14 protein-coding genes and 3 pseudogenes are annotated in these 16,567 nt (G+C 43.5%); 7 read left to right on the top strand and 10 right to left on the bottom strand.

The features are described 5' to 3' along the window. Positions 1-99: 99 nt before the first annotated feature. Positions 100-852 (top strand): oligogalacturonate-specific porin KdgM family protein, encoded by a 753-nt coding sequence (locus LOZ86_RS10585; protein ID WP_039487622.1) that lies wholly within the window; start codon positions 100-102, stop codon positions 850-852. Positions 853-1,166: 314 nt separating this feature from the next. Continuing rightward, positions 1,167-2,873, top strand: a complete 1,707-nt coding sequence (locus LOZ86_RS10580; RefSeq protein WP_111779107.1) for a pectate lyase — start codon at positions 1,167-1,169, stop codon at positions 2,871-2,873. A 173-nt stretch (positions 2,874-3,046) separates the two neighbouring features. Here the strand turns inward: LOZ86_RS10580 and LOZ86_RS10575 are convergent, their stop codons facing one another. The 6 genes from LOZ86_RS10575 to LOZ86_RS10550 all read right to left on the bottom strand — a co-directional run bounded on the left by LOZ86_RS10575 (position 3,047) and on the right by LOZ86_RS10550 (position 9,579). Beyond that, positions 3,047-4,069, bottom strand: a complete 1,023-nt coding sequence (locus LOZ86_RS10575) for a PI-PLC domain-containing protein (RefSeq protein ID WP_161546996.1) — start codon at positions 4,067-4,069, stop codon at positions 3,047-3,049. A gap of 57 nt (positions 4,070-4,126) precedes the next feature. Then, positions 4,127-4,609, bottom strand: a complete 483-nt coding sequence (locus LOZ86_RS10570; RefSeq protein ID WP_165708520.1) for a PI-PLC domain-containing protein — start codon at positions 4,607-4,609, stop codon at positions 4,127-4,129. 198 nt (positions 4,610-4,807) lie between these two features. Continuing rightward, positions 4,808-5,497: a hypothetical protein gene (locus tag LOZ86_RS10565; RefSeq protein ID WP_039480083.1), complete on the bottom strand. Its 690-nt coding sequence runs from the start codon at positions 5,495-5,497 to the stop codon at positions 4,808-4,810. 72 nt (positions 5,498-5,569) lie between these two features. Further along, positions 5,570-6,682 carry an HBL/NHE enterotoxin family protein gene (locus LOZ86_RS10560; RefSeq protein ID WP_039480080.1) on the bottom strand — a complete coding sequence of 371 codons (1,113 nt, stop codon included), beginning with the start codon at positions 6,680-6,682 and terminating at the stop codon, positions 5,570-5,572. A 21-nt stretch (positions 6,683-6,703) separates the two neighbouring features. Next, entirely contained in the window at positions 6,704-7,762 is a 1,059-nt protein-coding gene (locus LOZ86_RS10555) for a hypothetical protein (protein ID WP_130621518.1), read from the bottom strand. 695 nt (positions 7,763-8,457) lie between these two features. Continuing rightward, positions 8,458-9,579 (bottom strand): ABC transporter substrate-binding protein, encoded by a 1,122-nt coding sequence (locus LOZ86_RS10550; protein ID WP_010295561.1) that lies wholly within the window; start codon positions 9,577-9,579, stop codon positions 8,458-8,460. Positions 9,580-10,336: 757 nt separating this feature from the next. Between LOZ86_RS10550 and LOZ86_RS10545 the strand changes: the two are divergent. Beyond that, positions 10,337-11,513, top strand: a pseudogene (locus tag LOZ86_RS10545) (IS3 family transposase). Positions 11,514-11,538: 25 nt separating this feature from the next. After that, a pseudogene (locus LOZ86_RS10540) lies at positions 11,539-12,165 on the top strand (IS4 family transposase); the annotation flags it as partial. A 135-nt stretch (positions 12,166-12,300) separates the two neighbouring features. On the opposite strand, the gene LOZ86_RS10535 reads toward LOZ86_RS10540, so the two are convergent. From LOZ86_RS10535 to LOZ86_RS10525, 3 genes are all read right to left on the bottom strand, one after another. Continuing rightward, positions 12,301-13,179: a hypothetical protein gene (locus LOZ86_RS10535; protein WP_039480074.1), complete on the bottom strand. Its 879-nt coding sequence runs from the start codon at positions 13,177-13,179 to the stop codon at positions 12,301-12,303. A 99-nt stretch (positions 13,180-13,278) separates the two neighbouring features. Beyond that, positions 13,279-13,467, bottom strand: a complete 189-nt coding sequence (locus LOZ86_RS10530; RefSeq protein ID WP_131522947.1) for a hypothetical protein — start codon at positions 13,465-13,467, stop codon at positions 13,279-13,281. Between the two features lie 47 nt (positions 13,468-13,514). Beyond that, positions 13,515-13,625 (bottom strand): hypothetical protein, encoded by a 111-nt coding sequence (locus LOZ86_RS10525; RefSeq protein WP_080728023.1) that lies wholly within the window; start codon positions 13,623-13,625, stop codon positions 13,515-13,517. A 32-nt stretch (positions 13,626-13,657) separates the two neighbouring features. Between LOZ86_RS10525 and LOZ86_RS10520 the strand changes: the two are divergent. After that, positions 13,658-13,869: pseudogene (locus LOZ86_RS10520) on the top strand (site-specific integrase); the annotation flags it as partial. Positions 13,870-14,010: 141 nt separating this feature from the next. Here LOZ86_RS10520 and icd read toward each other — a convergent pair. Further along, positions 14,011-15,264, bottom strand: coding sequence for an NADP-dependent isocitrate dehydrogenase (gene icd, locus LOZ86_RS10515; RefSeq protein WP_111778702.1), 1,254 nt, complete (start codon positions 15,262-15,264; stop codon positions 14,011-14,013). A gap of 130 nt (positions 15,265-15,394) precedes the next feature. Between icd and rluE the strand changes: the two genes are divergently transcribed. After that, on the top strand, positions 15,395-16,021 hold the full coding sequence (rluE, locus tag LOZ86_RS10510) for a 23S rRNA pseudouridine(2457) synthase RluE (protein WP_165707487.1): 627 nt from the start codon (positions 15,395-15,397) through the stop codon (positions 16,019-16,021). Continuing rightward, positions 16,014-16,460, top strand: coding sequence for an NUDIX hydrolase (locus tag LOZ86_RS10505; RefSeq protein WP_039480069.1), 447 nt, complete (start codon positions 16,014-16,016; stop codon positions 16,458-16,460). The genes rluE and LOZ86_RS10505 overlap by 8 nt, the downstream gene beginning before the upstream one ends. The last annotated feature ends 107 nt before the right edge of the window (positions 16,461-16,567 follow it).

Raw genomic sequence — 16,567 nt, 5'->3', positions numbered from 1 at the left:
TATTTCCTGCCGTGTTGATGAAAAAATAAATTCATGAATGAATTTTGTCTATCAGCGCACAGTTTTCATAATTAACGATCAATATTAATGGTGCCCATAATGAAAAAACGCTACCTTGTGGCCGGTATTCTTTTTGCCCAAATTTATGCTGTTTCCGCGTCTGCGTCTGATACTAAACTCAGCTATGAACATAGCTGGGGAACAATGAATCGCTATCACGGTGATGAAATCGGCATGCGGCACTTTATGGATAATGGCCTGTACGTCGGTGTTGAACTGAGTTTTTATAATAAGAATAAAGATCTGACCATCGATGATGTCGTCTCGAATTCTTATGCTTTTTATACCGGCTATGCCTATAACTTAACGCCTGAATTAACCCTGACGCCGAATCTGGAAGCGCGCTTCTATTCCGGCGGCACCAGCGGTGAAGGCACCGTGGGCGATATCGGCGCTAGCCAGAGTTCCGGCGCACGCTATACGCCAGGTTTGAAACTGACCTGGGCTGTGACTGATAAGACGGATCTTCATGCGCAATATCGCTATGACCTCAGAAAAATCACCCGCAGCAAACGCACCAGCACGGATGATGACACTCACCGTCACCGCTACGAAGCGGGCGTGGCCTACAAAGGTTTCGACAATTTCACGCTGGCGTACACCGTTTACTACTATCACGCGGATTACGTGCTGCAAAACAACAAAAAGCATGACTACCAACAGGATTTCGACGTGTCTTACACCATCAACGACAACTGGACGGCCCACGTTGGCGTTGAAGATGTCGCCAGCGGGCGCGATGTGAAATCGCGTGAAGGGAAAGGGAAAGTCGGCTTCACCTATACGTTCTAACAACGATTTACCTTTCTAAAACAGCTTACTGCTACGCCATATTTCTCGGGGATCCTGTTCATCAAGCGGGATCCCTTTATTACAAGCTATGCACTAAATAATTCGAGTTGCAAGAAGGCGGCAAGAGAAGGACAAATTCGTCGGGAACGAATTTGACCAGCCATTGGCTGGCCTTCGGTGAGAGACAGGATGTCTCTCATTTCATCCCGATGAGCTTACTCAGGTAAGTGATTCGGGTGAGTGAACGTAGCCGACGCACATGCAGCTTGAAGTATGACGAGCATATGGATGAATCATCGTTACAGGTAGACAAAATGAAAAAATTTGCGCTGTCGCTCCTTGCGGGTCTGGTCGCTTTACAGGCCAGCGCCGCTACGCCTGACCGTCTCACCATCGTCAATCAGTATGTTGATAACGTGCTGACCAAAGCCGGTGACCACTATCACGGTCAGTCGCCTACGCCATTACTTGCTGATGGTGTCGATCCTCGCACGGGCAAACAAATGGAGTGGATCTTCCCCGATGGTCGCCACGCCGTGTTATCTAATTTCTCCGCTCAGCAGAACCTGATGCGCGTGCTGGTCGGGCTCAGTAATCTAAGCGGCAACCCTAGCTATAAGCAGCGTGCCGAAGCGATCGTGAAGTATCACTTTCAGCATTATCAGGATGAGAGCGGCCTGCTGATTTGGGGCGGCCACCGTTTTGTGGATTTAAAAACGCTACAGCCGGAAGGCCCGAGTGAAAAAGAGATGGTGCATGAGCTGAAAAATGCCTATCCCTACTACGATTTAATGTTCAGCGTCGATAAAGACGCAACCGCACGCTTTATCCGCGGTTTCTGGAATGCGCACGTTTATGACTGGAAGATTATGGAAACCAGTCGCCACGGTAAATACGGGCAAAAAATAGGTGCGCTCTGGCAAAGTCCGTTTGAGCAACAGCCGCCCTTCTTCGCCACCAAAGGCCTCAGCTTCCTGAATGCGGGGAACGATCTGATCTATTCCGCCTCGCTGCTGTACAAATACAATAAAGAAGACGGCGCGCTGGTCTGGGCAAAACGTCTGGCACAGCAGTACGTGCTGCCACGGGATAAAGCGACCGGACTCGGCGTGTATCAGTTTACGCAGGCGCTGAAGCGCGATGAAACTACCGACGATGCCGATACGCATTCCAAATACGGCGATCGCGCCCAGCGTCAGTTTGGCCCAGAATTCGGCCCCACTGCGCTGGAAGGCAATATGATGCTGAAAGGACGCACCAGCACAATCTATTCCGAAAATGCGCTCATGCAGCTCCAGTTGGGTAAAGATTTAGGGGCGGAAGGCAAAGAACTGCTAACGTGGACAACCGATGGCCTGAAAGCCTTTGCCAAATATGCCTACAATGAGTCAGATAACACATTCCGTCCGATGCTGGCTAACGGCAAAGATCTTTCCAACTACGTTCTGCCGCGTGATGGTTACTACGGCAAAAAAGGTACCGTGATCAAGCCTTATCCTGCGGATAATTCATTCCTGCTTTCCTATGCTCGCGCCTATACCGTGTTACCAGACGCCGAGCTGTGGCGTGTCGCACGCGGCATCGCTCGCGCACAGGGGTTAGGTGAGTTAGGTTCAGCACCGGGTAAAGACGTTAAAGTGGATCTCGCCACCAAGAACAACGATCCTTACGCTCTGTTCGCGCTGCTGGATCTGTATCAGGCTAGCAGAGTGAAAGACTATCTGTCGCTGGCGGAAAAAATAGGCGATAACATTATCAGCACGCGTTATCAAAACGGCTTCTTTATGGCCGAGCCCGACAGACAATATGCCGATGTCGATACCATCGAGCCTTATGCCCTGTTAGCGCTGGAAGCGGCAGTGCGCAATCAGCCACAGTCCATTGCACCGTTCCTGAATGGTGCCGGCTTCACCGAGGGTGGCTACCGTATGGAAGATGGCTCAACTCGCGTGTCCACTCGCGATAACGAGATTTTCCTGTTGAACGTTGGCGAAACCTTGAAACCCAACAACAAGAAATAAGCGTTAATCCTCAACATGCCAATGGTGGTTCGCTGCCATTGGCAACTTACTCATAAAATTGGACACGGTAACTACCTTGAAAGTTATCGATACCAGGTATCCCCGTCGAATTTTCAGCTCTCTATTACTATTTTTGGTTGCCTACAATTCAAATTATTTAGGGTATATATTTATCACAGCTTAAAATAGGCTTGTTTGACTAAATTTCCTGGGTGCCAACAAGCTGTTTTACGACGATTACCACCATCATTTAATGATGTCGCATAAAAATATTCAGCATACCGTCTATTTTTTATAATAAACATATCACCCACTCTAGATATATACCACATGCATGCATCATCAATTTCATTCTGAACTCCAGGTATCCAACTGCATACAGATCTTCTATTATCTGTAACATAATAACTTGCGTACATAAACTCTTTATAGAATGTATTGAATAAATAAACACCTTCATCTGCCTGTATGACTTTCCACCTTCCCTGTGAGACTTGCTGTCCTACTGTTTCCCAACCAACAATCTTTCTCATATTATTAGCATTATTTTTTACAACATCATCAAGTAATGATGAGGCGTAAATATAATTATTATATTCCGTGTTATATATATCAATCAAGTTTGCATTGTTAATGATTGTATGATCGTTAAATTTAACTATCGCATGAACAATATATTTACAGTTATCGGGAAAATCCATCGGAATTATTCCCAAGTAAGGAGTGTCATTAATAGTAAGTTCCGAGTTTATACCAACACCATCCATTAAATACGTATATATTGATTCATTTATATAGTTAGATAACTTGAAATTTGTTTCAAAAATGTCACTGGTTGGATTTATACTCAAGAAAGTAACGAATGTAACATCATCTACCTTTTTATTGGTTGATGTTGCTAAAACCAAATGTGATTCGATTTTTTTGATTTTTTCATTTGGATAGTTAGTGAAGATCTCACCATCACTGTAATCCTCTATCTTCATCTGGTCCCATTGAAGTCCATCTAATCCATTAATTCGAGAAACGATTACCATTTTCTTTCTAACATCGACTAATTTGGGTGTTCTACTCTGTTGCCATATATATTGCTCATACCCTCTAATGTTAGAATTAAAGCAATATCTGAATTCAGAGTCGGTAACTCCACGATAGCTGTTATATTCTTTCTGTATAGATAACAGTATTGTTTCCAATGGATGTTTCTCTAAAAAAATCTTACAAATTGATAGTACATCAGTCAATTTTATGTTTTAATCATATTCTCCATGATACATCCAAATTATACAATCGCTACTGTTCTTGATGCTACAACGAAGATCTAAAAATCGAATACCATTATTAAGTTGGTCTTCTATGCTCCAATTCTGGGTTCTCACCCATCCTTTTTTTACAGCGTTAGTATATGTGTATGTACAACTGTCGTGAGTTCCTGGTATCGACATCTTATTTAATGATGTATTATCTGGAATACTAGACATCCAATCTGTTAGACCCAGATTAAATCCTCCTAAAAATTTCCAATTTGCATTGTTTTCAGGTTTTGTCGGGAAATAGCGATAACCAACTGATGGATTCCCTGAACTCAAAAACTGAAAATAGTACCTATATTCCGGATAATAATAGATATCGCCAAAAAAACCTGCCTCATTCCACATTTTGGGATTTTGATATGAACCTCTTGGATAAATTCCTATGGCACTACATTGAATATTTTGTTTTTCATTATTATTCATTTTTTACCTTTTTATATTATTCTTGAACTCATTAAACGTCTGAAATTACATCTATTTATTGGAGAAGAAACTAATTGGTAAGGTTTTGTGTGCATCACTATTTAAAAAATTTAAACGGTAAGACTAAACCCTAAGAGAACTAAAAACCGCCCAACTTCTGCTATGTTCCTTACCATGCTTGTCAAAGCAGATAGAAAATCAGCTATCCAGTTGATCAATAAAAGATATTATCTCTACAAGATCGGCGTCATCATTATTTATATCATCTTTCATGTTTTCTATTTTTGCATTGAGCGGGGTAAGTATTTGGTTAATATCAATGATATTAACCACGGTTCCATCCAAAATCTTTTCCGTAAAATTCAATCGATTTATCAAATAACCATCACAAAGCCATTCCTCATAAGAATCCGGCCCCATACAAGCCATAATATATACACTAGGATCCATAATAAATGGTGATGAAGAAGGTGCTGACTTAACACAGCCTTCATATTTTTTCGTAAGCAAGTCATATTCATAATTAAGTTTATTAAGTTCTGATTTTATATCTGAAACCCCATGGGTGAGCTCCACTCTAATATCTTTAAGCTTACTATCACATAAATTTATAATGGGGATTTGTTCTTGACAAAACGTCAGAACATAAGATAACAAATTATTATAAACATCCTTTGATCTGTTTTTTTTGTACTCCGAAATTAAATTATTTGAATTGTTTATGAAGTAGATTAATTTGTTAGGTAATGCATTAAGCAAAGGAAATTGATTGATATTATAATCTAAAATCACCATATATGTACCAATATCAGAAAACATTATCTTCAACGAGTATTCTTTCCATTGCTCACAATACTCTTTTAGGCTATTTATTGTATTTCCTGGCATAACTCCCCCATTAATAAATGGATAGTATTAAGTAAGCACCAACATACACGGTGCTTACTTATTAAAATATTATTATGCGGCAGATGCTTTCGTTGCTTGTTCTAACTGGTCAGAAACAGAGGTTGTTTTATCTGTTGTCGGTTGAACTTGCATATACTGGCTTTTAAGAAGCTTAGCAGATTCTTCTATCGGTTGATTCGCCGATTTATAAGCAATAAGATGTTCTGTGAAACTCTCATCACTATCAGCATCGTTAAGATTTTTGTTTAGAATTTCAAGATTTGATGCCAAATCAGTCCATTGCTTTGAGATGTCAACCAGCGCTGTGGCCGCATCATTTGCGTGCTGAACTAAGCTTAGTAGTTGACCATTTACCGCTGTGGCTTGGGAGCTTTCTTGCTTCAAGCTATAGATTTCAGCTAGAAGTGTATTTTTTTGTTTATAGCAGTCAACCAGCGAAATAGTTGATGCTGCCTCCCCTGCAATGCTAGTCCCCACCACTCCCACACCTACCACAATAGCTGCGGTTGCCGCCCCTCCCGTAAATACCTCTGTCGCTGCACCAACACAAACCAAGACTGCACCACCAAGGATGCCGATTGCACTCAGAACTGATCCAGCAGTTAATTCATTAATTCTTTTATCAAGATCGGCGACCTGATTATTCAAATCGGTTATTTCACCTTTGTCTCCCGTAACAGCCGCTTGTACCTTATCGTTAGCACCAGAAAAATCACCAGACGATTTGGTAATATTTTCTCTGAAATCATCACATTGCTTTTTATAGTCTTCAGACTGATTCTGATATACTCCGCATTTTTTATGGATGCTATTTATAGATTCTACAACATCCTCTCTAGCAATAGAGTTGGGATAGAGTTTAATCGTCTCATCCGTGCGGTTAAAAACATCTAAAAGATTGTTCAAAGTGACTAAACATTGATTTTGGACGTTATTTATATAATCATTCGCATGATTGATGGCATCAGCTAAACTATCATTTAGATCTTTCTGTAAACTTTTTAAATGAGGATCAGCACTAAAATCAAATTTAGGCTGCTCGGTTAAGGCTAAACAATAACCGTTTACAATTAGAGCACTACTGACTTGATTATTACTATCGTTAATCTGCTGATCTGCTCTTTGACGCATATCAACGTATTGTAAAACGTGTTGAGTTTTCATATATTTATCCTTTTGTTTAATTTAGTTATTACTTATGTACATTTGATCACTGACATATTTTGCATAAACACTTAAATCAGCCCATAATTTAGATAATGCATTAGAATCACTCTCACTCATATTTAACAAACTATCTTTTAGATCACTATACTTAGAGTAAACATCCAACCACGCTTTTTCTGTATCCTCAGCCTTTGGATGAATCTCTTTATAATAATTATTAAAATCATTTGACTGTAACTCAATCGTTGTTGCCATAGCTATGGCTGCATTTTCCTTTGCAAGGGTTTGGTATAATCTGTCTAATTCAACAATATTTTCATTTATATCATCAAATATTTTTTTAACCTCGACCTCATCAGATCCAATATCTGCAATTATTTTTATATCGTCTGTCGGATCTTTTTTTAGCCCGTTCTCCCCTCTGGAAAGATTACGTTTTTCCACGCTATTATCTTTCATTTTTTTATTTGCCTGAAGTGGCATAACGGCATCTTTCAAATATTTAACGACTATCTTACTAATGTTTTTTCCAATGTCTTTATTTATTTCTAGTATTTTGTCAAGATCTTCTGACATTTTTTCCTGACACTTTTTAATCTCCGCCCTTGTTTTTTCTATTCCGTCAGAACCTTGTAATTCAGATATTCTATTTTGAATGTTATTAGAAAAAAAATTCGTAATATCACTATAATCATTATCAAATTCAGCTGTAACGGTGACAGAGCTCTCGTAGATATCATTGATTTTCTTTATAATAGATGATGCTAATTTAGCGTCATCAGCGATACACTGAAAACCGATTGATATATAATTACTGTTAATTCTAATTAACTGAAGAAAACTTGAAACTTTAGAATAAGAAATATTATTAAAATCATGAGCATAATTTTTAAATGAACTCTGCGTAAATATCAGAGAATTTTTTAAATTCAGATCAGTTACGTAAAGATCCACATTCTCTTGCTCTTCAATTAACAAAGATTGCTTGGTGTTCTTTATTGTCTTACTCATTAACGAAAAAATCGCATTTTTAACCGACTCAAAATCCAAGTCAATAAGATTATTATCTTCACTCATTTCATTCACCATAAACATGATTAAGCATTACCAGAAGGATAAATGCATTAATAATTTCACTGCTATTTATTTTGATTTAATTCTTTTGATAATGGATATTTGAAAGTTCGATATATCTCCTTTAGCCATGAGCTAACCATGAATCAAACCCAGCCCCATATCAGCCACTTTTATTTTACGGAAAAATAAAAACCAACATCCCTAGAGACATTAGTTTCGATTAAATGAGAATGCTTCTGGATATTACCAAACATGGTGAATTAATCAATAGAGCAATAAGACATTTGCTAAATTTTAGGTACAATTATAATGAGGCTGCTAAGTGAAGTGATTTATTAACCGTAAATAGCTTTGAATACTCTGCGGATAATCAAATAAATTAAATGGCCTGTAGCAGTTAATAACTTCATCCTTAACTGTAGTTTCTCGAAAAATCAATAGGTGCTGGCTTCAATCTGCTTGAGAATGGTGATGGTCTGGCACCAGTAAAGCAGGATCTTTTCATAAAGAATCTCCTGTATTCAGATTACGAGAAAGTTCCACTTATAAACACTCTGCTTTTTCGGGGGGATTCCCTCCCCAGCTTTACCATTCACAGAACGAGAGCACCATAACAAAGTGTGATGTTATGCTTATACATAGTGCAATGCTGACCACTATTAATGTGATCAGCATAGGTTAAAGGTTCTCAAGTGCTAGTTAACCAGAGGCACCTCTGGGTTCACACCAAGCCAGCCCGGCGTGGGTTCGCCTTTCGCTTCACCGACATACAGGCTCATCTGTGCGCGGAAGCGCTCGACCGCACCGCGATCGTACATGAAATCAGCAAATGCCTGCGGACGAGTGTTACGGTATTCCCAGATATGTTTGTAACCTACTGGCGGCTCAACGTCGGTGCGCACCGACCACATACGCGAGACCTGAGTCTGCGTTTGCGGATCCAGCACCCAGCTCAGGTACAGCTTGGCACTTTCCGGGTGTTTCGCCTGTTTGAAGATGGCGGCACGTTGCGCCCAGGAGACAAAAGGATCGGACTTCGGCAGCACAAAGCGGGTCACAGCATCGGCTGCTGGCACAAGTGCACCGGAACTGGTAAAGGTCGCGCTGTATTTTCCTGTCGCGATTTCAGCGCCGGGCACGTTGGTGCCGCGCACATAGACGGGATCCTGCTCCTGCAATTTTTTCACAAAATCCCAGCCGTATTTATCCACGACCAGCTTGTACCAGAACAGTACTGCATCGTCGTCGTTCGGATAAGCCAGAATCAAATTACCTCTTAGATTGGGACGAAGGTAATCATTAACCTCACGCGGCCAGGATTTTTCATCCAGAAGCTGGGTATTGACCAGGTTACTGAACGCGATGACATAGGCACCGGTCCAGGCCCCATCTGCATCACGGAATTCCGGGTATATTTTGTCCCAACCACGCGCTTTGTAATTCAGCAGCACGCCTTCTTTTTTCCAGCGTGGAAAATTCTGCACTGTTTGCAGTTGCACCACATCAGGAATCAGGGTGCCGGTCGCCAATTGGTTATCGATACGAGCATCATGGTATTTGCTGTAATCGACAATCACATTCAGTTTCATGCCAGGAAAACGTGTCTCAAATGCCCGCTTGAAACCCGCCTGCTGTGACTGCACATCGCCACCGGCATAAACGGTGACCGTACCGCCTTCTCTCAACGCACTCTGATAGATTTGATCCAGCGAGCGCGTCTCAATTTCGACGCCCGCCTGACTTTGCCCGACGCTGAGCCCGGCCATCATGGCCAGCATCAGCACTGTTTTCTTCAGGTACTTCCCAGTGTATTGCATTGTGATTTCCTTCACTTAATGAATAAAACCCGTACCGACAAACGGCAGATAGCAGCCGTTAAAACGGCAACGGTCTAACCAGCGGATCGCAAGCCAGCGACGCGCAGGATTGGCTCAACGAGATGAGATCGTCAAAAATGAAATCAGAATAGAAAGCGCATGGTCCTTCATTGATATATCTCCCGTTCGAGGGTGATTTCCCCGATTCCATTAGGATATTTAGCCTTGAGTTTACAGGATTAAATAAAAACACATACGAAGAAAAAGCGAACAATATAGTTAAAAATATTGAATGGATAAAAACAAATCATTGTATTCAGTTCAGTCACAGGATAGATGAAAATATGGGCGGGATATTATTTACCTTATAAATAATTTTAATTTAAATAGTATTATTCGGTAATAATTAAATTTTTTAATGACACCTAAATTATTACGCATAATTTATTTTTCACCTACACTTTATTTGCAAAGCAATACATTTGTGATGGCTGAATTTAATACAGAATCAAACTATTTAATAGGAATATATTTAATTTCAAATCCATTTTTTAAAGATAAAAAGATATCTCCTGATGATATAAAAAGCTAGCCAAAGTCCCCTGACAGGTCATATCAGAATACTGGCGCAGAAATGTACTCCGCCCCGGAAGTACAGGATGCACTAAACAGCGCCCCTCAATCTTGTAGTGGCACAGTAAATTTGGCCACCTGATTAAAGGTGATATTCTCACCACAACATAAAACAGGTGACTTAATGAACAAGAAAACTAAGCGTACTTTCACCCCTGAGTTCAGGCTGGAATGTGCACAGCTGATTGTTGATAAGGGCTACTCATATCGACAAGCCAGTGAAGCGATGAATGTAGGTTCTACAACGCTTGAGAGCTGGGTGCGCCAGCTAAGGCGAGAGCGTCAGGGGATTACGCCCTCTGCAACTCCCATTACTGCAGAGCAGCAACGTATTCGCGAGCTGGAAAAGCAGGTTCGTCGTCTGGAGGAACAGAATACGATATTAAAAAAGGCTACCGCACTCTTGATGTCCGACTCACTGAACGGTTCACGATAGCCGCCAGACTCAGTGACAGCCACACAATTTTAAGCCTTTGTTCCGCGCTGGAAATACACCGTAGCAGTTATCGGTACTGGCGAAAACGGCGCGATACTGTCAATCCGGCACGAGTCAGGCTGTACAGCGAAATACGCCGGGCGTGGAACCAGAGCCGAGGCTCAGCAGGCGCACGCACTCTTGCTGAAATGCTGACCCAGGATGGTGTTCCGATGACACGTTACCGTGCCGGGCGTCTGATGAAATATCTGAACCTGAGCAGTTGCCAGCCCGGAAAACATCAGTACAAAAATGCCCGTCAAGAGCATACCTGCCTGCCGAATTTGCTTGAGCGCCAGTTCGCTGTGCTGGAGCCAGACCGGGTATGGTGTGGAGATATTACGTATATCTGGGCAGGAAATCGCTGGTGCTATCTGGCGGTTGTTATGGATCTTTTTGCCCGCAGGGTTATCGGCTGGAGTCTGTCGGCGCATCCCGATACCACACTGATAAGCAGTGCTCTGCGTATGGCCTATGAGACGCATGGTCAACCCCGTGATGTCATGTTCCATAGCGACCAGGGAGCCAGTATACAGGCCTTAAATATCAACAAGTTCTCTGGCGTTACAGAATAAAGCAAAGCGTCAGCTGGCGGGGAAACTGCTGGGATAACAGCCCCATGGAACGCTTCTTCCATAGTCTGAAAACAGAATGGGTGCCGACAAATGGTTACGCAGGTAAGGACGAGGCCCGGCGACAAATCGGCGGTTATATCCTGAATTACTACAATAGCGTCAGACCTCATCATTACAACGGGGGGCTAACACCGGAAGAATCAGAGAACAGATACCATTCTTACTGTAAAACTGTGGCCAGTATTACTTGACCACTACAGAACGACTCTGCTCCGACTGAACAGAAAGGGGGAGCACTGGTTCAGAAGACAGGAACTGAAGGCCAGTAATAAACCGGAATATCTCGGGCCGGGTACATTCGCCCGTGCAGAGTATTCCCGTTGTGACGGTCATTTTTACCTGCATAAAAAAGAGGCGAAAGGCAGAAAGCATCACCATGCCCGCTGCCGTATTAAGCGTAAGTCGCAGGAGCGCGACGGGCGCTCAGCAGCTAAAGACCCCTGGCTTATTTTCAGCAGTACAGATGAATTTAAGCCGCGTGAAGTGATGAAAATTTACAGCTGCAGAATGCAGATTGAACAGAATTTTCGTGACGAGAAAAGCGAACGCTTTGGTTTTGGTCTGCGTGCCAGTCACAGTGGTACGGTAGGACGCCTGTTGGTACTGAGTCTGCTCGCGACGCTGGCAACAGCAGTTCTCTGGCTTTTGGGCTATGAAGCTGAAAATAAAGGACTACACCTGAAATATCAGGCCAACAGCATCAAATCGCGGCGGGTAATCTCGTATATGACGTTAGCGGAGAATGTCCTGCGACACTCTCCGCTAATGTTAAGACGAACGGTGTTGAACACCGTTCTTAACCACCTCGCCAAAACCTACCGAAGTATGGTGTTGGTTTATTAGCGCTGATTTTGTGGGGATCCCTCAGCCAGTAACCCCTTCAAATAATCTTTATCAGTTTTTATAAGCGATCCCGAATATTTGAAAAAATTAATGTAGCATTATCACAGGCACTCAGTGAATGCCTGCTGTAATGCCTTATTTGATAACTGAGTTATCGATAGTTTTAATGGCTGTGCCATTTTGCTGCTTGATGATGTTTAAGTAGGTGTTATCAGATTTACGCGCTGCCAAGATGTTAATATCTTTTTCATCATCACAATTGAAATCACCTTGTAGCGATAATGCCATAGCCTTCAAAGAGTCATCGGTAGAGAAAGGGACATACGACACAACGTTATCTTTATTAATGATTTTGACGCCTACTGCTCCAGTGACATCATTCTGATACAGATTGTAAACCTTGCCGTTGCGTGAGTCGGTGTCGACAAATATTTCAGTGCCGAGTGCTTTAGCACTCGTAATAACAATAGAATCAATATCTGAACCGGCTGACCCTGTATAGGATGATAGGCTCGTGTCTACGATTTTTAGATAGGCAAATGAATCTTCTGTCGAATCAATAACGTCAACATCATAGCCAATAACTGAACCACGAGTTGCGACGATACTGTCCGGCTCAGGATTGATCTCAGTAAATACCGCAGTAGCCTTGATCCATAAATTGCCATCATTAGAAACATAAGCATCCCATGATTCGTAAATCCCAACTTCATAAATATAAAAATCAGCGTCTGCTGTGCCACTTTTCTTAATAGCGTACGGAGCAAAACCGACAACCATACTGCCTGCTGAACCAAGAGATAATGACGCATTACCGGTACTGTAAACAGTAGGCTCCCCCAAAACCCGCTCTGGCACTTTACGATTTGAGTCTACATTTTTCCCTGGAGTATAACTGATGACCCCTGTAGCAAAACCAACTGCATTGCCTGGGATATCAGGATAGCCTTTATAGGTCTCTGCAAATGCTGAAACTGAAAACAGGCACATTAGCGCAATAACGTATTTTTTCATTTCACTTCCTCTTGATAAAATATCCCCACTATTGCGAGGAATAAATGGATTCCGTTCTGCGTATTCCAGAAAGCTGATTGTTAGCTTGATCAATAGCCGTCAATAGCGGATCAATCCAATAAACAGCCTGCGCATATGCCAGTCTGCAACCGGTGGCAGTGGAACCAATACCGGCTGAGTCAGTTCCGTTGGTAATGGAATGCATTGCGCTGGCACGTAAACGGTACGTGTAGCCAAGCAACCGGTCAGTAACATCATCGCTAACGCACTGACGACCGACCGGGTCACATTTGATAATTGTCCTGTAAACAGTCTGCTTTTCATCTGAATTCACTTTAATATTTGTGCTGATTGTCCTGATGGGCAATCTCATTGTGGACGTCGTGATATTCCAGAGCGAAAATCACCGCTAGTGTGAAAACTCCGTATAACACCGCCTCCAACATTATTTTTCTCCAACAACCGCCCGTATACGCAACGCGTATCAACAAAAATACTGACTTCTACATTCAAAAAGTCAGAGATAAAAACGGATCGATATGGGATTAGGGAACTGAGCCAACCTTTCACGAACAGCGATTTCTTTCAGAAAGGCTTTATCGCGATCGAGGGATCGACACTCAGAAACTACCAGGTCACAGATCGAGGAAAATGACTGACAAATATAACGATGACAGAGGTAAGGATTAGGTGATTATCGGCACAAAACTAGCCTAGTTATTGAACGGTTTTGGGGAAACATTTTGGGGGAGGGTTTTGGGGAAAGGTTTTTAACACAAAAAATAAGGGGCCAATCGAGGCCCCTATTGTTAACCCATGCTTAACACTGGATTACATGTTATCGATGATGTCCTGCGCGAACTCGCTACATTTACGCAGCGTAGCACCTTCCATCAGACGTTCGAAATCGTAAGTCACGGTCTTGTTCTTGATCGCGCCTTCAACGCCCTTAACAATCAGGTCAGCCGCTTCGAACCATTGCAGGTGACGTAACATCATTTCAGCAGACAGAATCACGGAACCTGGGTTCACTTTGTCCTGACCCGCATATTTCGGTGCTGTACCGTGCGTAGCTTCAAACAGTGCACATTCGTCACCAATGTTCGCACCCGGAGCAATACCGATACCGCCAACCTGTGCTGCCAATGCATCGGAAATGTAGTCACCGTTCAGGTTCATACAGGCGATCACATCGTATTCAGCAGGACGCAACAGGATTTGTTGCAGGAATGCATCGGCGATCACGTCTTTTACCACGACCTCTTTGCCGGTGTTCGGGTTCTTGATTTTCACCCACGGGCCGCCATCGATCAGCTCACCGCCGAATTCTTCACGCGCCAACTGGTAACCCCAGTCTTTGAACGCGCCTTCGGTGAATTTCATGATGTTGCCTTTGTGTACCAGCGTGAGGGAGTCACGGTCGTTGGTGATCGCGTATTCGATAGCGGCGCGAACCAGACGTTTGGTACCTTCTTCGGAACACGGCTTCACGCCGATACCGCACTGCTCAGGGAAACGGATTTTACTAACACCCATTTCTTCACGCAGGAATTTGATCACTTTGTCTGCTTCAGCAGAACCCGCTTTCCACTCGATACCTGCATAGATGTCTTCGGCGTTTTCGCGGAAGATTACCATGTCGGTCAGCTCAGGCTGTTTAACCGGGCTAGGTGTACCTTCGTAGTAGCGTACCGGACGCAGGCAAACATACAGATCCAACTGTTGGCGCAGTGCAACGTTCAGAGAACGAATACCACCGCCGACTGGCGTTGTCAGCGGGCCCTTAATCGCCACACGATATTCACGAATCAAATCCAGCGTTTCTTCCGGCAGCCAGACATCTTTACCGTAGACCTGCGTGGATTTTTCACCCGTGTAGATCTCCATCCAGGAAATCGTGCGCTTGCCTTGATAGGCTTTCTTCACGGCGGCGTCAACGACGTTGATCATGGCTGGCGTTACATCGATACCGATGCCGTCACCTTCGATAAACGGAATGACCGGGTTGTTTGGAACAACCAGTTTACCTTGAGCATCAACCGTGATTTTCTGACCTTCTGTCGGTACAACTACTTTGCTTTCCATTAACCTCTCCTTCGAGCGCAATTTTGTTAATGACTTGTAAGATACGTGTCAATACTACTTGAATATTTAGCCCGCGCCAATCGCAAACCATTTGAGTATAATGCTTTTGTTATCCGCGACTATAAAGATGATGAATAAATTCTCTGTTAAAAATCACAAAGTTAAACGATTCAGCTCACAGCCAGCGAGAAAAAGGCCGCCTGACAACGCGCCGCGCCGCATCGTTTTGTTCAATAAACCCTTCGATGTGCTACCGCAATTCACTGATGAAGCTGGGCGTCGCACGCTGAAAGATTATATTCCGATTAGCGGTATTTATGCCGCCGGGCGTCTGGATCGCGACAGCGAAGGCCTGATGATTCTCACCAATGACGGCAAACTTCAGGCTCGACTGACCCAACCGACGCAAAAAACGGCCAAAATTTACTATGTGCAGGTCGAAGGTATTCCTGACGACGCCGCATTGACGCGCTTTCGTACGGGTTTAGATCTGAATGACGGCAAAACGCTGCCCGCTGGTGCGGAGATCGTACCAGAACCCAGTTGGCTGTGGCCGCGTAATCCGCCCATACGCGAGCGTAAAAGCATTCCCGACTGCTGGTTAAAAATCACGCTTTATGAAGGCCGTAATCGGCAAGTCCGTCGTATGACGGCAAATATCGGGTATCCTACATTGCGTCTGATTCGATACGGCATGGCCAATCAGACGGTAGAAAACCTGTTACCCGGAGAATGGAAGGAGATAATGGATGTTTAAACCCCATGTGACAGTCGCCTGTGTGGTTCAGGCCGAAAACCATTTTCTGGTCGTCGAAGAGTTAATTAACGATAAATTATTGTGGAACCAGCCCGCGGGCCATCTGGAAGCTGACGAGACGCTGATTCAGGCTGCAAGCCGTGAGCTGTGGGAAGAAACCGGCATTCAGGCCACGCCGCAGAGCTTTTTACGTCTGCACCAATGGATCGCCCCCGACAACACGCCGTTTTTACGCTTTTGCTTCGCGCTCGATCTGCCTACGCGGGTCGACACTCAGCCGCACGACAGCGATATCGAATGCTGCCGCTGGCTGACTGCCGAGGAAATTCTACATTCGCGCCAGCTTCGTTCGCCGCTGGTGGCCGAAAGCATTCGCTGCTATCAGCAACCGGAGCGCTATTCGTTAACCGTATTGGGCGCGTTCAACTGGCCTTTTTAGACAGAAATCTGTTTTAAACCTGCCGTGAATGGCCTGACCACTTCACGGCAGGAATAGCGATGCAGCCCTCGGCTCAACATGCTAAAATATGCCGCTTGTTTTTCGCA

Origin of the sequence: Pectobacterium parvum (genome assembly GCF_020971565.1) — a bacterium.
Lineage (GTDB): Bacteria > Pseudomonadota > Gammaproteobacteria > Enterobacterales > Enterobacteriaceae > Pectobacterium > Pectobacterium polare.
Note: the sequence above shows the minus strand (reverse complement) of the source record. Positions and strands in the feature narration are given on the sequence as shown.